The 20,483-nt window shown below is 68.0% G+C and carries 18 protein-coding genes; all 18 read left to right on the forward strand.

Translation table 11 applies throughout. The annotated features are described in order from the left end of the window. The first annotated feature begins 47 nt into the window (after positions 1–47). Positions 48–1,610, forward strand: coding sequence for a Rieske 2Fe-2S domain-containing protein (locus ACFQZV_RS09745; protein ID WP_378749008.1), 1,563 nt, complete (start codon positions 48–50; stop codon positions 1,608–1,610). A gap of 73 nt (positions 1,611–1,683) precedes the next feature. Beyond that, entirely contained in the window at positions 1,684–2,214 is a 531-nt protein-coding gene (gene pyrR, locus ACFQZV_RS09750) for a bifunctional pyr operon transcriptional regulator/uracil phosphoribosyltransferase PyrR (protein ID WP_378749010.1), read from the forward strand. Beyond that, a complete protein-coding gene (locus tag ACFQZV_RS09755; protein ID WP_378749012.1) occupies positions 2,211–3,173 on the forward strand; it encodes an aspartate carbamoyltransferase catalytic subunit in 963 nt (320 codons plus the stop codon). The genes pyrR and ACFQZV_RS09755 overlap by 4 nt, the downstream gene beginning before the upstream one ends. Next, the gene (locus ACFQZV_RS09760; protein WP_378749014.1) at positions 3,170–4,504 is read left to right on the forward strand and encodes a dihydroorotase; all 1,335 of its coding nucleotides are present in this window, start codon (positions 3,170–3,172) and stop codon (positions 4,502–4,504) included. Before ACFQZV_RS09755 ends, ACFQZV_RS09760 begins: the two co-directional genes overlap by 4 nt. Beyond that, positions 4,501–5,007 (forward strand): PH-like domain-containing protein, encoded by a 507-nt coding sequence (locus tag ACFQZV_RS09765; protein WP_378749016.1) that lies wholly within the window; start codon positions 4,501–4,503, stop codon positions 5,005–5,007. Before ACFQZV_RS09760 ends, ACFQZV_RS09765 begins: the two co-directional genes overlap by 4 nt. Then, positions 5,004–6,206, forward strand: coding sequence for a glutamine-hydrolyzing carbamoyl-phosphate synthase small subunit (gene carA / locus ACFQZV_RS09770; RefSeq protein ID WP_378749018.1), 1,203 nt, complete (start codon positions 5,004–5,006; stop codon positions 6,204–6,206). The genes ACFQZV_RS09765 and carA overlap by 4 nt, the downstream gene beginning before the upstream one ends. Then, the gene (gene carB, locus ACFQZV_RS09775) at positions 6,206–9,493 is read left to right on the forward strand and encodes a carbamoyl-phosphate synthase large subunit (RefSeq protein ID WP_378749020.1); all 3,288 of its coding nucleotides are present in this window, start codon (positions 6,206–6,208) and stop codon (positions 9,491–9,493) included. Before carA ends, carB begins: the two co-directional genes overlap by 1 nt. Next, complete coding sequence (pyrF, locus tag ACFQZV_RS09780) at positions 9,490–10,350, forward strand: orotidine-5'-phosphate decarboxylase (protein WP_378749022.1); 861 nt, start codon at positions 9,490–9,492, stop codon at positions 10,348–10,350. The genes carB and pyrF overlap by 4 nt, the downstream gene beginning before the upstream one ends. Further along, positions 10,343–11,239 (forward strand): guanylate kinase, encoded by an 897-nt coding sequence (gene gmk / locus ACFQZV_RS09785; RefSeq protein ID WP_378749024.1) that lies wholly within the window; start codon positions 10,343–10,345, stop codon positions 11,237–11,239. Before pyrF ends, gmk begins: the two co-directional genes overlap by 8 nt. 66 nt (positions 11,240–11,305) lie before the next feature. Further along, positions 11,306–12,160, forward strand: coding sequence for an ABC transporter ATP-binding protein (locus tag ACFQZV_RS09790; protein WP_378749026.1), 855 nt, complete (start codon positions 11,306–11,308; stop codon positions 12,158–12,160). Beyond that, positions 12,157–13,191 (forward strand): aliphatic sulfonate ABC transporter substrate-binding protein, encoded by a 1,035-nt coding sequence (locus tag ACFQZV_RS09795; protein WP_378749028.1) that lies wholly within the window; start codon positions 12,157–12,159, stop codon positions 13,189–13,191. Before ACFQZV_RS09790 ends, ACFQZV_RS09795 begins: the two co-directional genes overlap by 4 nt. 5 nt (positions 13,192–13,196) lie before the next feature. Continuing rightward, a complete protein-coding gene (locus tag ACFQZV_RS09800) occupies positions 13,197–14,021 on the forward strand; it encodes an ABC transporter permease (protein ID WP_378749706.1) in 825 nt (274 codons plus the stop codon). Between the two features lie 23 nt (positions 14,022–14,044). Next, positions 14,045–15,364 carry an O-acetylhomoserine aminocarboxypropyltransferase/cysteine synthase family protein gene (locus ACFQZV_RS09805; RefSeq protein ID WP_378749030.1) on the forward strand — a complete coding sequence of 440 codons (1,320 nt, stop codon included), beginning with the start codon at positions 14,045–14,047 and terminating at the stop codon, positions 15,362–15,364. Positions 15,365–15,417: 53 nt separating this feature from the next. Further along, positions 15,418–15,924 (forward strand): CoA-binding protein, encoded by a 507-nt coding sequence (locus ACFQZV_RS09810; RefSeq protein WP_378749032.1) that lies wholly within the window; start codon positions 15,418–15,420, stop codon positions 15,922–15,924. A 96-nt stretch (positions 15,925–16,020) separates the two neighbouring features. Continuing rightward, positions 16,021–16,275 (forward strand): DNA-directed RNA polymerase subunit omega, encoded by a 255-nt coding sequence (rpoZ, locus tag ACFQZV_RS09815; RefSeq protein WP_378749034.1) that lies wholly within the window; start codon positions 16,021–16,023, stop codon positions 16,273–16,275. 103 nt (positions 16,276–16,378) lie between these two features. Continuing rightward, positions 16,379–17,572: a methionine adenosyltransferase gene (gene metK / locus ACFQZV_RS09820; RefSeq protein ID WP_378749036.1), complete on the forward strand. Its 1,194-nt coding sequence runs from the start codon at positions 16,379–16,381 to the stop codon at positions 17,570–17,572. 1 nt (position 17,573) lies between these two features. Next, a complete protein-coding gene (locus tag ACFQZV_RS09825) occupies positions 17,574–19,547 on the forward strand; it encodes a primosomal protein N' family DNA-binding protein (RefSeq protein WP_378749038.1) in 1,974 nt (657 codons plus the stop codon). A 7-nt stretch (positions 19,548–19,554) separates the two neighbouring features. Continuing rightward, complete coding sequence (gene fmt / locus ACFQZV_RS09830) at positions 19,555–20,478, forward strand: methionyl-tRNA formyltransferase (protein WP_378749040.1); 924 nt, start codon at positions 19,555–19,557, stop codon at positions 20,476–20,478. Positions 20,479–20,483 lie beyond the last annotated feature (5 nt).

Raw genomic sequence — 20,483 nt, forward strand, 5'->3', positions numbered from 1 at the left:
CGGGCGACGTTCGACGTGCCTACACTCGACAACGGAAGGGAGCACGCATGCGTGTCACGGGCTTGGGTCATGCCGGAATGTTCATCGAAACGGCGGGCGGCAGCATCCTGTGTGATCCCGTGATCGGTCCGAGCTTCTTCGGTTCGTGGTTCCCCTTCCCCGACAACCGTGGTCTGGATTGGGAGCGTTTCGGCGCGGCGGACTTCCTCTACATCTCGCATCGTCACCGTGACCACTTCGACCCGGCGCTGCTCGAACGGTATGTGTCGAAGGACATCTCGGTGCTGTTGCCGGAGTATCCGACGGATGAACTCGAGACAGACCTGCGTGCACTCGGCTACGAGAACATCGTCTACACGCAGGCGGGGGTTCCTCTCCGCTACGGCGCCCTCACCATGATGATCACCCCGTTGCGCGCGCCGAGCGACGGACCGATCGGAGACTCGTCTCTGTCCGTCGACGACGGAACCGCGTCGATTCTCAACCAGAACGACTCCCACCCCCTCGACCTCGAGAAGCTGCTGTCGTTCTCCAAACCCGACGCGTACTTCACCCAGGTCTCGGGAGCCATCTGGTGGCCGATGGTCTACGACCTTCCGCAGGACGCGAAGCAGAACTTCGCCAAACTCAAGCGCGACGCGCAGAACAAGCGCGCGATGTACTACATCGAGAAGGTCGACGCGGAGCACGTGTTCCCGATGGCGGGACCACCGATGTTCCTGCGGGAGGAACTCTTCCGGTACAACGGGCGGGGCCTCCACGACGACGCGATCTTCACCGACCAGCGCGAGTTCCTCGCCCACATGCGGGAGCTTCGGCCTCAGCAGAAGGGCTACGAGTTCCTTCCCGGCACGCAGGTCGACCTGGACGCGGGGGAGATCTCGGTGACGCAGACGCTCTACACCGCCGAAGAGATCGACCGCGTGTTCGACGACAAGTGGGCGTATCTCGCCGAGCAGCGCGACAGCAGGCAGGACGAGATCCGCGCCGAAGAAGAGACGCGCGCGGCCGTGCTGCCGCCTGAGGAGATGCTCGCCGCGATCAAGCAGTGGTGGGAGCCGTTGCTGCGCCGCGCGCGCACGATCCGCAACGGGGTCGGCGGCAACGTGCGTTTCCGCATCGGCGACCTCGACATGGTGGTCGACTTCCCGAAGGCGAAGGTGCGTGAGTACGCCGGCGAGGAGTGCGTGTATTGGTACACGATCCCGGCTGATCTCGTATCGACGAACATCGCCGACCACGAGATCGACTGGTCGAATTCGATCTTCCTGTCCATGCAGTTCGACGTCGGCCGCAGCGGCAAGTTCAACGAGTTCCTCACCACGTTTTTGAAGTGCCTCTCTCGTGATCGGATCGAATACGTCGAGAACTGGTATGCCGAGCAGTCCGACCAGACCGAGGATGCGCGACTGGGCGACTGGGTCGTCCAGCGACGGTGCCCCCACCTGCGTGCTGATCTCACCAAGACGGGCAAGATCGAGGACGGCGTTCTGACCTGTTCGCTTCACGACTGGAAATGGGACCTCGCCAGCGGTCGTTGTCTGACCACGCAGGGCCATCCCATCCGCGCGAGCGCGGTCGACGCCGATGCGGCGTCACCCGTGGTGTGACGGAGGCACGCTAGACTCTCCACGACCCAGCAACCTTTAACCCCGTCCTGTGAGGCGGAGAAGGGAGCGGCGGATGAGCACGCGAACCGTGCTGCACGAAGCCGACATCGCGCGCGCACTGACGAGGATCTCTCATGAGATCCTCGAGTCCAACAAGGGCCCGGACGGACTTGTCCTCCTCGGTATCCCGACCCGTGGTGTCACCCTCGCCCACCGCATCGGCGGGTTGCTCGCCGACTTCAGCGGATCGACGATCCCGGTCGGCTCACTCGACGTGACGATGTACCGCGACGATCTGCATCGCAATCCGACGCGCACACCGCGTCCGACGGAGATTCCCGCCGACGGCATCGACGGCAGGGTCGTCGTGCTGGTCGACGACGTGCTGTTCTCGGGACGCAGCATCCGCGCCGCGCTCGATGCGCTGCAGGACATCGGGCGCCCGTCGGCGGTCCGCCTGGCGACGCTCATCGACCGGGGTCACCGCGAATTGCCGATTCGGCCGGATTTCGTCGGCAAGAACCTTCCCAGCGCTCGGGACGAGCGCGTGAACGTGCGGCTCGCAGAGGTCGACGGCATCGAAGAGGTGACGTTCGAGTCATGAGGAATCTTCTCGACACCCGCTCCCTGAGCCGCGCGGACGCGGTGCGCATCCTCGACGTCGCCGAAGACATGGCCGACACGCAGCATCGTGAGGTGAAGAAGCTCCCGACGCTGCGCGGCCGCACCGTCGTGAATCTCTTCTTCGAAGACTCGACCCGCACGCGGATCTCCTTCGAGGCCGCGGCGAAACGCCTCTCGGCCGACGTCATCAACTTCTCAGCCAAGGGATCCAGCGTCTCGAAGGGGGAGTCACTCCAGGACACCGCCCAGACGCTGCAGGCTATGGGTGCCGACGCGGTCGTCATCCGCCATGGCGCCTCGGGAGCCCCACGTACCCTCGCGACGAGCGGCTGGATCAGCGCCGGCGTCGTGAACGCCGGCGACGGCACGCACGAGCATCCCACTCAGGCGTTGCTCGATGCGTTCACGATGCGCAAGCGCCGCTTCGGCGCCGACAGCCGCGGACGCGCGCTCGACGGAATGCGCGTCACGATCGTCGGCGACATCCTGCACTCGCGGGTCGCGAGGTCGAACGTGTGGCTGTTGACCACGCTCGGTGCGCAGGTGACCCTCGTCGCGCCGCCCACCCTCGTCCCACAGGACCTCTCGGCGTGGCCCGTACGCGTCGACTACGACCTGGACCACGCGATCTCCGAGGCGCCCGACGCCCTCATGATGCTGCGTATCCAGGCCGAACGCATGAGCGCTGCGTACTTTCCCAATGAGCGTGAGTACGCGCGCCGCTGGGGCTTGGACGCACGGCGGAACGCGGCGCTCTCGCCAGATAGCATTGTGCTGCACCCGGGTCCCATGAACCGGGGGCTCGAGATCTCCGCCGACGCCGCCGACTCGCCGCGTTCGACCGTCCTCGAGCAGGTCACCAACGGCGTCTCGGTGCGGATGGCGGTGCTGTACCTGCTGCTTGCGGGAGCCGACGACGAGAAGGAGGACGGACGATGACCGTTCCACAGACTTCGGGTTCGCCGCACACCATGGTCATCCGCGGTGCGCGCATCGAGGGCGGTCAGACCGCCGATCTTCTCGTCGAGGACGGCATGATCACCGCGACGGGCGTGGGGCTCTCTCGTGCCGGGGCCCGCGTCCTCGACGCCGACGGGCTGATCGCGCTGCCCGGCTTGGTCGACCTCCATGTGCACCTGCGTGAACCCGGCTACGAAGCCTCCGAGACCATTCTCACCGGCTCACGCGCCGCCGCGACCGGTGGGTTCACCGCCGTCTTCGCCATGCCCAACACCTCGCCCGTCGCCGACACCGCCGGCGTTGTGGAGCAGGAGCTTGCCCAGGGTGAGGCTGCGGGCTACGTGACCGTGCAGCCGATCGGCGCGGTGACGGTCGGACAGCGAGGTGAACGCCTCGCCGAACTCGGCGCGATGGCCGACTCCCGCGCGCGGGTCCGCGTCTTCAGCGACGACGGTTTCTGTGTCTGGGACCCCCTCATCATGCGGCGCGCGCTCGAGTACGTGAAGGCATTCGACGGCGTCGTGGCCCAACACGCGCAGGATCCACGGTTGACCGAGGGCGCGCAGATGAACGAGGGCGTGGTGTCGGCCGAGTTGGGTCTGGCCGGATGGCCGGCCGTCGCCGAAGAATCGATCATCGCCCGCGACGTTTTGCTCGCCGAACACGTCGGGTCGCGTCTGCACGTGTGTCACCTGTCCACCGCGGGGTCGGTCGACATCATCCGCTGGGCCAAGAAGCGTGGCGTCGACGTCACCGCCGAGGTGACTCCGCACCATCTCCTTCTGACCGAGGAGCTCGTGCGCGGTTATGACCCCCGGTTCAAGGTCAACCCCCCGCTTCGTCGCGAAGAGGACGTGCATGCAGTGCGTGAGGGACTCGCCGACGGCACGATCGACATCGTCGCGACCGATCATGCTCCGCATCCCGTCGAATCCAAAGCGTGCGAGTGGCAAGCTGCCGCGCACGGCATGGTGGGACTCGAGAGCGCGCTGCGGGTCGTCCAGCAGACGATGGTCGACACGGGCCTTCTCGAATGGGCGGATGTCGCGCGCGTCCTCTCACGCACCCCGGCACGGATCGGGCGGCTCGCCGACCACGGGACGCCGCTGACGGTCGGGCATCCCGCGTCGTTCACCCTGTACGACCCCACGCCGCAACGCACGTTCACGACGGCCGACCTCCGGGGCCGCAGCGACAACTCGCCGTACGTGGGACGCGAGCTTCCCGGTGACGTCCGGTGGACGGTGTACAAGGGCGTCCCCACGGTCGCGGACGGCGCGCTCCTGGACCGCCCGGGAGACCTCGCATGACCCGCGAAGCCGCTGTACTCGTCATGGTCGGCGTCGCCGTGCTCATCCTGGGCTTGGCCGCGTGGGGCTGGTGGCGTCGGACGCGCCGCGACTCCGGGCTCACCGCACCCGTCGGCGAACTCCCCGAACGTGCGAGGATTCGCGCCGACGTCGCGGGGCTCTACGTCGCGACGACGGCGCACGGTCAGCCCCTGGAACGACTCGCGGTGCGCGGACTGGCGTTTCGCTCGCGTGCCGACCTCGTCGTCAGCGAGGCGGGGCTCGCCCTCGATCTCACCGGCAAACCGCGCGTCGTCATCGCGCGCGACCGGATCATCGAGGTCGCCCAGGCGACTGTCGCGATCGATCGCGTCGTCGAGAAAGACGGTCTCGTGCGCCTCACCTGGCGTGTAGACGACACCACGGTCGATTCCTACTTCCGCCCGCAGGACCGATCCAGTAGATCGCTGACCGAGCTCATTTCTTCCACCATCACCCCGATCCAGACGGGAACCGACGTATGACCTCCCTGTTCCACACGACACCCGCGGTGCTCGTCCTCGAGGATGGAACGCGCTTCAGCGGTCGCGCCTACGGCGCCACCGGGACGACACTCGGCGAGGTCGTCTTCACCACGGGAATGACCGGATACCAGGAAACGCTCACCGATCCGTCGTACGCGGGTCAGATCGTGCTGCAGACGGCGCCTCACATCGGCAACACCGGAATGAACGATGAAGACCCGGAATCCCGACGGATCTGGGTGTCCGGGTACATCGTGCGCGACCCGTCGCGCGTGGTCTCCAACTGGCGTGCCGATGAGTCGCTCGACGACGCGCTCGTCGCCGACGGTGTCGTGGGCATCAGCGGGATCGACACGCGCGCCGTGACGCGCCACATCCGTTCCGCGGGCAGCATGCGAGGGGGGATCTTCTCGGGTGACGACGCAGCGCTCGACTCCGAGGAGCAGCGGCGTCTCGTGGTGGAGGCACCGGCGATGGCGGGCCAGAACCTGTCGGCGACCGTCTCGGTCTCCGCCGCCGAGGTCACCCCCGCGACCGGGCCCCGCGTGGGGAATCTGGCCGTCCTCGACCTCGGCATGAAGCAGGCGACGGTCGACAACCTCGCCGCGCGCGGGTTCGACGTCCACCTCCTGCCGCAACACGTCACGATCGACGACGTGCGTGCGATCGACCCCGTCGCGGTCTTCTACTCGAACGGTCCCGGCGACCCGGCCGCATCCGGCGAACACGTCGAGCTCCTTCGTGCCGTCCTCGACGACGGGTTGCCGTTCTTCGGCATCTGCTTCGGCAATCAGCTTCTGGGCCGGGCATTGGGTCTGGGCACATACAAGTTGCCGTTCGGACACCGCGGCATCAATCAGCCGGTGCTCGACAAGCAGACCGGACGTGTCGAGATCACCGCGCAGAACCACGGTTTCGCCGTGGACGCTCCGTCGCTGGACGAGCCGTTTGACAGCCCCCACGGATACGGCAAGGTCGAGGTGTCTCACATCGGCCTCAACGACCGCGTGGTCGAGGGGTTGCGAGCTCTCGACATCCCTGCGTTCTCGGTGCAGTACCACCCCGAGGCCGCTGCGGGCCCCCACGACGCGAACTACCTCTTCGATCGGTTCCGCGACCTCGTCGTCGCCAGCCGCGAAGGCACGGCCCCGACGACAGGGCATGACACAGCAGACTCGGCACACGGAGAAGACAACTGATGCCCAAGCGCGACGACATCACGAGCGTCCTCGTCATCGGGTCCGGCCCGATCGTCATCGGCCAGGCCTGCGAGTTCGATTATTCGGGCACCCAGGCGTGCCGCGTGCTGCGCGAGGAGGGTGTGCGTGTCATCCTCGTCAACTCGAACCCGGCCACGATCATGACCGACCCCGATTTCGCCGATGCCACATACATCGAGCCCATCACGCCCGAGGTGATCGAGTCGATCCTCGTCAAGGAGAAGCCCGACGCGATCCTCCCCACCCTCGGCGGGCAGACCGCGCTCAATGCGGCCATGGCCTTGCACGACCGCGGAATCCTCGAGAAGTACGACGTCGAGCTCATCGGCGCGAATGTCGATGCGATCCGCAAGGGCGAGGACCGTCAGATCTTCAAGGACCTCGTCATCGAAGCCGGTGCCGATGTCGCCGCGTCGCGTATCGCGCACACGATGGACGATGTCCTCGCGGCGGCCGATGTACTCGGATACCCGTTGGTCGTGCGACCGTCGTTCACGATGGGCGGGCTCGGGTCGGGCTTCGCGTTCGACGAGGCCGACCTCCGGCGAATCGCGGGGGCGGGTCTGCGGGATTCCCCCGTACACGAGGTGCTACTCGAGGAGTCGATTCTCGGGTGGAAGGAGTACGAGCTCGAGCTCATGCGCGACACCGCGGACAACACGGTGGTCGTCTGTTCGATCGAGAACGTCGACCCCGTGGGCGTGCACACCGGCGACTCGATCACGGTCGCCCCCTCGCTCACCCTCACCGACCGCGAGTACCAGAAGCTGCGCGACATCGGCATCGACATCATCCGCGCCGTCGGCGTCGACACCGGCGGATGCAACATCCAGTTCGCCGTCGATCCGGCGACGGGGCGCATCATCGTCATCGAGATGAACCCGCGCGTGTCGCGATCGTCGGCGCTCGCATCGAAGGCCACCGGATTCCCGATCGCAAAGATCGCCGCGAAGCTGGCGATCGGGTATCGCCTCGACGAGATCCCGAACGACATCACGAAGGTGACGCCGGCGAGCTTCGAGCCCACACTCGACTACGTCGTCGTCAAGGTGCCGCGCTTCAATTTCGAGAAGTTCCCCGCTGCCGATACGACGCTGACGACGACCATGAAGTCGGTCGGCGAGGCGATGGCGATCGGACGCAACTTCACGACGGCCTTCCAGAAAGCCTTGCGCTCGCTCGAGAAGCGAGGCTCGAGTTTCCACTGGGGACGGGAAGAGCGTTCGGTCGAGGAACTGCTCGACATCGCCCGGACGCCCACGGACGGACGCATCGTCGTCCTGCAGCAGGCACTGCGCAAGGGTGCCACGGTCGAGCAGGCCTTCGAGGCGACGAAGATCGACCCGTGGTTCCTGGATCAGATCGTCCTCATCAATGAGGTCGCAGAGTTCATCCGTACGGCGTCGGAGCTGGACGCCGACGTGCTCCGCGTCGCGAAGGAGCACGGTTTCAGCGACGCCCAGATCGCCGAGTTGCGCGGCACCACGGAGGTCGAGGTCCGCGGCATCCGCCACGGCATGGACATCCGCCCGGTCTTCAAGACGGTCGACACCTGCGCGGGCGAGTTTCCGGCACTCACGCCCTATCACTACTCCAGCTACGACCACGAGACCGAAGTCACCCCGTCCGACCGCACGAAGGTGGTGATCATCGGCTCGGGCCCGAACCGCATCGGCCAGGGCGTCGAGTTCGACTACTCGTGTGTGCATGCGTCGTTCGCGCTGGCGGATGCCGGATTCGAGACCGTCATGGTCAACTGCAACCCCGAGACGGTCTCGACCGACTACGACACGAGCGATCGCCTGTACTTCGAGCCGTTGACCCTCGAAGACGTCCTCGAAGTCCTTCACGCCGAAGCGCAATCCGGTGAGATCCTCGGGGTGATCTGCCAGCTCGGCGGACAGACCCCGCTGGGCCTGGCCAAGGGCATCGAAGCCGCGGGGTACCGCATCCTCGGTACGAGTCCTGCCGCGATCGATCTGGCCGAAGAGCGCGAGCTCTTCTCACGTCTTCTCGACGACGCGGGACTGATGGCGCCGCGCAACGGCACGGCCATCGACGTCGACGGCGCCGTCCGGATCGCCGAAGAGATCGGCTACCCGGTGCTCGTACGCCCGAGCTTCGTGCTCGGCGGACGCGGCATGGAGATCGTCTACGACACTCCGAGCCTGCACGACTACTTCGGGCGCATCGCCGATCAGGCGATCATCGGCCCCGGGCTGCCGCTCTTGGTCGATCGGTTCCTCGACGACGCCATCGAGATCGACGTCGACGCGTTGTACGACGGCACCGACCTGTACATCGGCGGGGTCATGGAGCACCTCGAAGAAGCCGGAATCCACTCCGGTGACTCCAGTTGCACGCTGCCGCCGGTCAGTCTCGGACGCACCGAGATCGACCGGGTCCGCGCCGCCACACGCGCGATCGCCGAAGGGGTGGGCGTCCGGGGACTGCTCAACGTCCAGTTCGCGGTGAGCGCGGGCGTGCTCTACGTCATCGAGGCGAACCCGCGGGCGAGCCGCACGGTGCCCTTCGTGTCGAAGGCGCTGGGCATTCCCCTCGCCAAGGCGGCCTCGCGCGTCATGGCGGGTGCCACGATCGCCGAGCTCGTCGCCGAGGGACTGCTGCCCGAGAACGACGGCTCCCGCGTGCCACTGGACGCCCCCGTCTCGGTCAAGGAAGCGGTGTTGCCGTTCAAGCGGTTCCGCACGAAGGACGGTCAGATGGTCGACTCCGTCCTCGGTCCCGAGATGCGTTCGACCGGCGAGGTCATGGGGATCGACCGGGACTTCCCGACCGCGTTCGCCAAGTCACAAGAGGCCGCGTACGGCGGGATGCCGCTGTCGGGCACCGTCTTCATCTCCGTCGCCGACAGCGACAAGCGTGCCGTCATTCTGCCGGCACACCGCTTGCAGGAACTCGGGTTCAGCCTGGTCGCCACGGAGGGCACGGCAGAGATCCTCGCGCGCAACGGCATCGCGGTCGAGGTGGTCAACAAGTTCAGCGAAACCCAGCAAGACGGTGAGACGAACATCGTCGACCTCATCAACGCCGGTGAGATCGATGTCATCGTCAACACCCCCTCGGGCGGAACGGCTCGCGCCGACGGCTACGAGATCCGGGCTGCGGCGGTGGCCGCCGACAAGGCGCTGTTCACCACGATGGCCGTGCTCGGTGCCGCGGTGAGCGCGATGCCCGCGCTGCGCGGTGGATTCGACGTGAAGAGTCTGCAGGAGTACGCGATCGATCGAGCGGCTCGGCAGTGACGACGTTCGGCGGACGCCTGCGGGCGTCCTTCGACGCCGACGGCCCCCTCTGCGTCGGCATCGACCCCCACGAGTCCCTCTTGGACTCCTGGGGGTTGCCTGCCACAGCCGCCGGCGCCCGCGACTTCGGCCTGCGGGTCGTCGACGCGGCACGGGGGCGCGTCGGGATCGTCAAGCCGCAGGTGGCGTTCTTCGAGCGCTTCGGCGGTGACGGCTTCCACGCTCTGGAGGATGTCTTCGCCGCCGCGCGCGATGCAGGTCTCATCTTGATCGCCGATGCCAAGCGCGGCGACATCGGCTCGACGATGACCGGATACCTCGACGCCTGGCTGACGCCCGGCTCACCGCTCGAAGCGGACGCGCTGACGGTCAGCCCGTATCTCGGTCCTGAGTCGCTTCGTGCGGCCTATGCCACCGCAGTCCGGCACGACAAGGGCCTGTTCGTGCTGGCGGCGACCAGCAACCCGCACGCCGACGTCCTGCAGGCTGCACAGACGGTAGACGTGGCCGCCGCTGATGGCCAGACGGTGGCGGCGCGCGTCGCCGTCGACATCGACGAGGTCAACCGTTCCGCGGCGTTCGGCGGGGGACTGGGCGCGATCGGCGTCGTCATCGGGGCGACGGTGAATCGCGCGGCGCTCCACCTCGATGATGAGCTGCTCGCTCGCACCCCGATTCTTGCGCCAGGATTCGGTGCGCAGGGCGCCGTTCCCGCCGCTCTCGGGTCGCTGTTCGGTGCGGTCGCGGGCAACGTCGTGGCATCAGAGAGCCGCAGCATCCTGTCGGCCGGTCCCGATGGGCTGGCGGCGCGTATCGACGAGCGTCAGGCGCTGTACGGTGGAAACCGCGATGCCTGATTCCCGTACGCCTCCCGATGTCGACCGCGTGGCCGCCTCCCGTCGTGCGGTCGCCGCCAGACGAGCGCGGTCGGCCCTCAAGAAGGACGTCGCCACGCGCGTCATCTCGCCGCAGGAGCTCCTGCGGCGAGCGTGGAGCCGCCCCGACACACCCGCTGCGGCGATGCGTGTGACCGAATTCCTCACGAGCATCCCCGCGATCGGGGAGGGCAAACGCGACCGCATCCTCGCCGATCTCGGCATCTCTCCTGTCAAGAGGCTCGGGGGCTTGGGCAGTCGTCAGCGCATCGACCTCATGCGTTTCCTCGACGAACGGTTTCCCGTCGCCACCCCGCGCAGCGGTCGCAGTCGCCTCGTCGTGCTCGCCGGGCCGACTGCCGTCGGCAAGGGCACCGTGGCCGGCCACATCAAGCAGCACCACCCCGACATCCTGCTCTCGGTGTCGGCGACCACCCGACCCGCGCGGCCCGGCGAAGTCGACGGGGAGCACTATTTCTTCGTCGACGATGCCGAGTTCGACCGTCTCGTGACCGAGGGAGAACTCCTCGAGTACGCGACCGTCCACAATCGCTATCGATACGGCACCCCGCGCCGCCCCATCGACGAAGCCCTCGAGGCGGGGCGCACCGTGCTGCTCGAAATCGACCTGCAGGGTGCACGACAGGTGCGCGCGGCCGCGCCGTCCGCGACACTCGTGTTCCTCCTTCCACCCAGTTGGGATGAACTGGTCGACCGACTCGTCGGCCGCGGCACGGAGCAAGAGGAAGAGCGCGCGCGGCGCCTGAGGACCGCACGTGTCGAACTGGCTGCACAGGACGAGTTCGATTACCGCGTCGTGAACGACGATGTCGAGCGCGCCGCATCCGAGGTGGCGGCGCTGGCTCGCTGAGCGCTCGCGTGACGGCACGTTACGCGCGGGTCGCATCGCCCACGGTCCCACCGTCACACTGTGGGCATGCCCGCCACATCGCCCTCCGTGCTCACGCCGTCGCCTTCGCCTTCCGACGCGCCCGATGCGCGCCGGGGCGCCGTCCGCGTCAGCGGGCTGGTTCGCACGTTCGGGTCAGGGCGAGATGCTCACACCGTCCTGCGAGGCGTGGACCTCTCTCTGCGTCCCGGTGAGATCGTCGCGATCGTCGGCGCCTCCGGATGCGGCAAGTCCACGCTGTTGCGATTGCTCGCGGGTCTGGATGTTCCCACCGCAGGCGTCGTCGCCGTCGACGGCACGACGGTGACGGCAACCGACGAGCGCACGGCCGTGGGCTTTCAGGAGCCGAGGCTCTTGCCGTGGCGCACGCTTGCGCAGAACGTCGCTCTGGGTGTGCGCCGAGGCGTTTCCGCCCGCGAGCGCCGCGACCGCGTGGATGAACTGCTCGACCTCGTCGGACTCGCGTCATCGGCGCACAAGCGCCCGTCGGCCGTTTCGGGGGGAATGGCCCAGCGTGCCTCGCTCGCCCGTGCCCTCGCACGCACGCCCGAGGTACTGCTCCTCGATGAGCCCTTCGGCGCGCTCGATGCGCTCACGCGTCTGCGGATGCAGGACCTCGTGCTCGACATCCACGCACGACGTCCCACGACGATCGCTCTGGTGACACACGACGTCGAAGAGGCGCTCTATCTCGCCGACCGCGTCATCCAATTGCGCACCCTCGATGTCGATCCTGAGGCGACCTCGATCGTGCGATCGATCGACGTTCCCGGCCACAGACCGCGCGATCGCGCCGATCACACGTTCGCCGACCTCCGCGCCGAGCTCCTGGAAGGGCTCGGCGTTCCCACCCATCACCACACCCCTGAGGAGCAACGATGACCGTCATCGCCCGCCGCACCGTCCCTGCGATCGTTCTCGCCGGTGCGATGATGATGGCCACGACCGGATGCCTCGCCGGTGAGAACGCGTCGGCCGTCTCGGACGCGGACACAGCGGGCGCATGGTCGACCGACACCCTCGCGGTCGACTACGCGACCTACAACCCGCTGAGCCTCGTCATCCGCGACCAGGGACTGCTCGAAGAGGCGCTCGGCGAGGGCGTCACGGTCGAGTGGGTGCAATCCGCCGGCTCGAACAAGGCCAACGAGTACCTCCGTTCGGGGTCGATCGATGTGGGATCGACCGCGGGCTCTGCAGCCCTGCTCGCCCGCGCCAACGGATCGCCGATCAAGGTCGTCGACATCTACTCGCAGCCCGAGTGGTCGGCACTCGTGGTCCCGGCCGGCAGCGACATCGCTTCGGTATCCGACCTCCAAGGCCGATCGGTCGCCGCGACACCCGGCACCGACCCGTATTTCTTCCTCCTTCAGGCCCTCGAGACCGAAGGCCTGACGATCGCCGATGTGCAGTTGCAGAATCTGCAGCACGCGGACGGCCGAGCGGCACTGGATGCCGGTTCGGTGGACGCGTGGGCGGGTTTGGACCCGATCATGGCCGCGGCGGAAAGCGAGTCCGGTGCCGAACTGGTGTACCGCAACGTCGATTTCAACTCCTACGGGTTCCTCAACGCGACGGAGGAGTTCATCACCGAGCATCCCGACGTCCTCCAGGTCGTGGTGGACGCCTATGAAGAGGCCAGGCAGTGGGCGCTGGAGAACCCCGACGCGACGGCCGAGCTCCTCGCCGAAGTCGCGGCGATCGAACCGGCGGTCGCGACGACGGTGATCCTGGAACGCTCGAACCTCGACGTCAGCGGCATCCCCGGTGACGCGCAGCTGGCGGTCCTCGAGAAGATCGGCCCCGTCCTGGTGGACTCCGGCGCGGTGCAGGGCGGCCAAGCCGCCATCGACGAGGCGCTGGCCTCCCTCGTCGACGACTCATTCGCCCGCGCTGCGACGGCGTCGCCGTGAGCACCCTGACAGCCGGTGCAGGTGCGCCCGAGGCGGGGATCACCCCCCGCTCCGGGCCCACCGGCACGACGCTGTGGTCCCGCCCCGCGGTGCGCATCGCGGGCGGGTTCGTCGTGCCCCTCGCACTTGTCGTCGCGTGGCAGATCGCCTCGAGCTCGGGGCTCGTTCCCTCCTACCTGCTTCCCGCGCCGGCGACCGTGCTGTCGGCGGGAATCGAGATGGCACAGTCCGGGGAACTCTGGCTCCACATCGCGATCTCGGTCCAGCGGGTGATTCTGGGCTTCGCCCTCGGCTCGATCGTCGGGATCGGTGCTGCAGCGCTCGTCGGCCTCACGCGGATCGGCGACGTCCTCCTGAGCCCGTCTCTCGCGGCCCTGCGCGCGATCCCTTCTCTCGCACTCGTCCCACTTCTGCTGCTCTGGATGGGAATCGGCGAAGACTCGAAGGTCACACTCATCGCCATCGGGGCGTTCTTCCCCGTCTACACGACGGTCTCCGGCGCCCTGCGGCACGTCGATACGCGTCTGGTCGAGATGGGGCGATCGTTCAGTCTGCGCGGCTGGGAACTGTTCCGCCTCGTGCAACTTCCGTCCGTGGTTCCGCCGTTGGTGTCGGGCCTGCGACTGGCGATGGCTCAGGCATGGCTGTTCCTCGTCGCCGCCGAGCTCATCGCCGCGTCCATGGGGCTCGGGTTCCTCCTGATCTATTCGCAGCAAACAGGCCGCGTCGACCGCATCATCCTCACGATCATCGTCCTGGCCCTGCTCGGCGCCGTCTCGAACGCGATCCTCACCCTCGTCGAGAAGCGCCTGCTGCGCCGGTGGACCTGACCCGCCCCCGGAGGGAACACCGTATGACCACCGACCACACCTTCGGATTCCGCACGCGTGCGCTCCACGCCGGCGGGACGCCCGATGCCACCACCGGTGCGCGCGCTGTGCCGATCTACCAGTCGACCTCGTTCGTGTTCGACGATGCGGCGGATGCCGGCAATCTCTTCGCGCTGCAGAAGTACGGCAACATCTACTCGCGCATCGGCAACCCGACGGTCGCGGCTCTCGAGGAACGCCTCGCTTCGCTCGAAGGCGGCATCGGAGCGGTCGCGACGGCCTCGGGCATGAGTGCGGAGTTCATCACCTTCGCCGCGCTGGTCGGCTCCGGTGACCACGTCGTCGCATCCGCTCAGCTCTACGGCGGCACCGTCACCCAACTCGATGTCACGCTGCGCCGGTTCGGCGTCGAGACGACGTTCGTGGGCTCGAGCGACCCCGCCGACTACGCCTCGGCGATCCGCCCCGAAACCAAGGTGCTGTACGTCGAAATGATCGGCAATCCCTCCGGCGAGATCGCCGACGTCGAAGGCCTCTCCGAGGTCGCCCATGCCGCCGGCATCCCGTTGGTCGTCGATGCGACGTTGGCGACGCCGTATCTCGCCCGACCACTCGAGCACGGCGCCGACATCGTCATCCACTCTGTGACGAAGTTCCTCGGTGGTCACGGCACGACGCTCGGGGGTGTGGTCGTCGAGAAGGGCACATTCGACTGGGGCAATGGCAACTTCCCTCAGATGACCGAACCTGTCGAGTCCTACGGCGGCCTCCGCTGGTGGGACAACTTCGGCGAGTACGGATTCCTCACGAGGCTGCGCAGCGAACAGCTGCGCGACATCGGGCCGGCCCTCAGTCCGCAGGCCGCGTTCCAGTTGCTCCAGGGGATCGAGACTCTCCCGCAGCGCATCGACGCACACCTGACCGGTGCGCGGATCGTCGCGGAGTGGCTCGAGAGCGACCCCCGCGTGTCGTACGTCACATGGGCAGGTCTCGACGCCCACCCGCATCACGCGCGCGCCCGGACGTACCTGCCCCTGGGCCCGGGATCGGTCTTCGCATTCGGGGTGCACGCCCGCGAGGGTGATCCCGAGGGAGCTCGCGCTGCGGGGGAGAGGTTCATCGACGCGGTTCAGCTCGCGTCACATCTCGCCAACATCGGGGATGCGCGCACGCTCGTCATCCACCCGGCTTCCACGACCCATCGGCAACTCTCGCCGGCCCAGCTCGAAGCGGCCGGAGTCGCTCCGGATCTCGTACGGATCTCCGTCGGCCTCGAAGACCCCGAAGACATCCTCTGGGACCTGGACCAGGCGCTCACCGCGGCGACGGGCCGGACCCGATGACCGCCGAGTCGTGCGCGTTCCCCGGGTCCGGCGCGGCGCCCACCACGGATGCGATGGCTGACGCACCTGCGCCGCGCGGCAACGACGAGACGGGTGCCCGCGCGCGATACGACATCCTGAGGACCGCGCGCACCGTCGCGATCGTCGGAGCCTCGGACAACACCGCCCGCGCGAGCTACTTCGTCGGTTCGTATCTGCTCGGCAGCTCTTCCTACGAGGTCTTCTTCGTCAATCCTCGGGCGACGACGGTCCTCGGGCGCCCCGCATTCGCTTCGCTGGCCGACCTGCCCACCACGCCGGACATCGTGGACGTGTTCCGCCGGCACGAAGACCTGCCCGCCGTTGCCGAGGAGGCGGTCGCGCGCGGCGCGGGCACACTCTGGTTGCAGCTGGGGTCCATCAACGACAAAGCGGCTGGGGTCGCGCGAGCGGGCGGGCTACAGGTCGTGATGGATCGGTGCATCAAGGTCGAGCATGCGCGCTTCTACGGCGGTCTCCGCCTCGCCGGGTTCGACACCGGCGTCATCAGCTCGAAACGGCAGATCGTGGCGCGCAGGTGACCGGAGTTCCGCCCTCTCACGGTAGGATGATCGGATGCGCGGCGGTCGCGCCGCCCTCACCGCTTACCTCACCCGCCAGAACCCCAGGAGGATCTCATGGCCGGAACGAACCAGGGAATCATCGATCCCCCCATCGACGCGCTGCTCGAAAAGGTCGAGTCGAAGTACGAGCTCGTCATCTACGCGTCCAAGCGTGCGCGTCAGATCAACGACTACTACTCGGACCTCCACGAGGGCAACCTGTTCGACAACGTCGGGCCGCTCGTCGACTCGAACGTCGAGGACAAGCCGCTCACGATCGCGCTGCACGAGATCCACGAGGACAAGCTGCGCCTGCGCCACGCAGAGTAAGAGACTGCCTCGCCGTCGCTGACGGTCGGTGCCCTCGGGATCCGCGGTGTCGGATCCCGAGGGCATACTGGTTTCCGCCCCTCACTTTCGCCCTGGAGTATCGATGACCGACTTGCGCCTGTTCACGTCCGAATCCGTCACCGAGGGACACCCCGACAAGATCTGCGACCAGATCTCCGACAGCATCCTTGACGCCATCCTCACCGCCGACCGCCATGGCCGCGTCGCCGTGGAGACCCTCGTCACGACGGGGCTCGTACATGTCGCCGGCGAAGTGTCGACATCCGCGTACGTCGAGATTCCCGCGATCGTGCGCGACGTCGTCAACCGCATCGGGTACACCTCGAGCGACACCGGATTCGACGGTGACTCGTGCGGGGTCAGCGTCTCGATCGGCGCGCAGTCCTCTGACATCGCGGCGGGCGTAGACCAGGCGTTCGAGCGTCGCGAAGCCGGCTCGGACGATCCGCACGACCTCCAGGGCGCCGGAGACCAGGGCATCATGTTCGGCTACGCGACGAACGAGACCCCCGAGTTCATGCCGATGGCCGCATGGACCGCTCACCGTCTCGCGGAACGCCTCGCAGCGGTGCGCCGCAGCGGCGAGCTGCCGTTCCTTCGCCCCGACGGAAAGACACAGGTCACCCTCGGCTATGACGGCCAAGTGCCACGCACGGTGGAATCGATCGTCCTCTCGACACAGCACCACCCCGACATCTCGCAGAAGGCGCTCCGCGCGGCCGTGAAGGCCGAGGTCATCGACCCTGTCATCGAATCGACCGGACTCGACGCCCAGGACGTGAAGTACTACATCAACCCAGCGGGCCCCTTCGTGATCGGCGGCCCGAAGGGCGATGCCGGACTGACCGGCCGAAAGGTCATCATCGACACCTACGGCGGCGCAGCCCGCCACGGCGGCGGCGCCTTCAGCGGCAAAGACCCCTCCAAAGTCGACCGCTCCGCCGCCTACGCCATGCGCTGGGTAGCCAAGAACGCGGTCGCCGCGGGCCTCGCCGATCGACTCGAGGTGCAGATCGCCTACGCGATCGGCAAGGCAAAGCCGGTCGGTTTGTACGTTGAGACGTTCGGTACGGGGCACGTCTCGGATGCCGCGATCACGGCCGCCATCCGCGAGGTGTTCGATCTGCGGCCGCGGGCCATCATCACAGACCTCGACCTGCTCCGCCCGATCTATGCGCAGACAGCCGCCTACGGTCACTTCGGACGTGAGCTGCCCGACTTCACCTGGGAGCGCACCGACCGCGCCGACGACTTGCGCCGCGCAGCCGGGCTCTGACATGCCGCGGCGTGTCGCGCGAGTCCTCCTCGATTCGCCGCTCCCGCAGCTTGATCGTCTCTTCGACTACGCGATTCCCGAGGAACTCGCCGGCGACGCGCGTCCCGGCGTTCGTGTGCGCGTGCCCCTCCGCACCGCGGGGCGCGTCGTCGACGGCTACCTCGTCGAGACGATCGAAGGTGACGACGGCGAGCGTCCGTTGTCAGACCTCGACTCCGTCGTATCGCCCGTCCCTGTGCTTCCCGCCTCGCTGTACGCGCTTGCCCGCGCAGCAGCCGATCGCGCGGCCGGGTCGGCCGGCGACATCCTGCGGTTGGCGATTCCCAAGCGGATGGTCCGGGCCGAGAAGACGGCCCTCGCTGCCGGCACCCCCGCGACACCGATCGTGAGCGCCGCTGCGCGCGCGGCGGCGGGTGCGGCCCTGGCAGCGTTTCCCGGCCTGGAGCGGGCCATCGATGCGGGGGAGAGGCTGGCGCTGGAGGCTCCACCACACCCGGCGCAGACCGCGAGCGGTCGGGGCGTGGGCGCGTGGGCCGTCCTGATGGCCTCCGCGGCCGCGCGCACCCTTGCGCAGGGACGCAGCGCGATCATCGCGGTGCCCGATCATCGCGATCAAGATCAGATCACTCTCGCGTTGGCCGACCTCGTCGCAGAAGAGGCGGTAGTCGCCGTCGACGCGCGCCAGAGCACCCCCGCACGCTATTCGGCCTTTTTGCGCACTCTCGCCGACGTCCCGTGCATCGTCGTCGGGAACCGCTCCGCCGTGTATGCGCCGGCACACGACGTCGGTCTGCTCATGATCTGGGACGACGGCGACCCGTTACTGAGCGAACCGCTGACGCCCGGTGTGCATGCCCGCGACGCGGCACTCATCCGACGCGAACTGGAGGGGGGATCTCTGGTCTTCGTCGGTCACACACGTACGACCGACGTCGAACGCCTCGTCGCCCTGGGCTGGGTGCGTGACCTCCCGGCTGCGCGCCGTGCGAGCCCGCGGGTCGTACTCAGCGCCGTGCGCGAAGGGGAGTCACGTTCGGCACGCGTGCCGTCGTCGGCCTTCACCGCCGCCCGCACGGCTCTCGAGCACGGTCCCGTGCTGGTTCAGGTGGCACGCCCGGGCTACGCGCCGACGCTCGTCTGCGCCCGGTGCCGGCATCCCGCGCGCTGCGCTCATTGCGGCGGCCCCCTGCATGCCCGCGCGCACGGCGTCGTTCCGGTGTGCGGGTGGTGCGGCAGGCGCGCCGGTGACTGGGCCTGCAGCGAGTGCGAGGCGACATCGGTGCGTATGGCGTCGTCGGGGAGCGAGCGGACGGCTGACGAGTTGGGTCGTGCATTCGCCGGGGTTCGCGTCGTCGTGGCCGATGGCGAGCATCCCGTTCTGCGGGTCGACAGCCGTCCGGCGCTCGTCGTCGCCACACGCGGCGCCGAGCCCATCGCCGAGGGCGGCTACCGCGCGGTGATCCTTCTGGACGGCGAGCGGATGCTGCAGGCCGAGGATCTGCGCATCGGTGAGTCGTGCCTGCGGTGGTGGTCCAACGCGGCCGCGCTGGCCGCGCCCGGCGCACCCGTGCATCTCGTCGGCGTCGAGGGGCCGGTCGCGCGCGCCCTGGCCACCTGGACACAACCGGCGTACGCGCGCGCAGAACTGGCGGAGCGAGCACCTTTGCGCATGCCTCCCACCGTGAGGGTGGCCACCATCGAAGGTCCCCGTCGCGGTGTCGAGGAGGCGATCGCTTCAGTGCGCGAGACCGTCCCGGAACTCGACGACCTCGCTGTGCTCGGCCCCCTCCCACGCGATGAGGGCGTACGTGCACTTCTCCGCTTCGACTACGGTTTGGGCACGCGGGTCGCCGATGCGCTGCGCGCCGCCGTGATCGCCCACGCACTCCGCGCGCGCAAGGCGGCGAAGGGTCGACACCCCGCCGCCCGCAATACACTCAGAGTTCGGGTCGACGTGCCCGATCTCGACCTGTGAGGAACCCATGCGACTCGTCTTCGCCGGCACGCCGGCGGCCGCGGTGCCGTCGTTGCGCGCTCTCGCGGCATCCACCCACGACATCGTCCTCGCCGTGACCCGCCGGGATGCGCCACAGGGACGCAAGCGGACCCTGACACCGTCGCCGGTGGCCGTCGCGGCCGAGTCCCTCGGACTGGACGTCCTGCGCACCGATCGGCTCGACATCACCGCCACGGAGCGCATCTCAGCCGCGCAGGCCGATCTCGGCGTCATCGTCGCCTACGGAGGCCTCGTACGCGAACCGCTCCTGTCGCAACCACGGCATGGATGGATCAATCTGCACTTCTCGCTCCTTCCGCAGTGGCGGGGCGCCGCGCCCGTACAGCACGCAATCATCGCGGGCGACGCCGTGCTGGGATCGAGCATCTTCCGGCTGGTCGCCGAACTCGATGCCGGCGACGTGTACGCCCAGCGGAGCCTTCCGGGTGCCTCCGACCTCACGTCGGGTGAGGCTCTCGACGTCCTCGCCGACGATGGCGCTGGTCTCCTGCGCGAGGTGGTCGATGCGATCGCCGACGGCTCGGCGCACGCGGTGCCCCAGGAGGGGGAGCCGACCTTCGCCCCGAAGCTCACTGACGACGACGGGCGCGTCCGGTGGTCCGAACCACAACCGGCAGTGCTCTCGCGCATCCGCGGCGTGACACCCGAGCCGGGCGCACATACCGTCGTTGCAGGGTCCCGCCTGAAGATCCACGAGGTGAGCGCCGCTCGGCCGGATGCTCCGCAGCTCGCCTCCGGTGTGTTCGCGCTTGACGGACGCGACGTTCTGGTCGGCACCGCGACATCGCCTGTTGTGCTCACGAGCGTTCAACCGGCGGGGAAGGCACGCATGCGGGCTGCGGACTGGTGGCGGGGGCTGCGCGCGGAATCTGTGGAGGCGGACGCGTGAGCCGC

The sequence above is a fragment of the Microbacterium koreense genome (assembly GCF_042677105.1).
GTDB lineage: Bacteria > Actinomycetota > Actinomycetes > Actinomycetales > Microbacteriaceae > Microbacterium > Microbacterium koreense.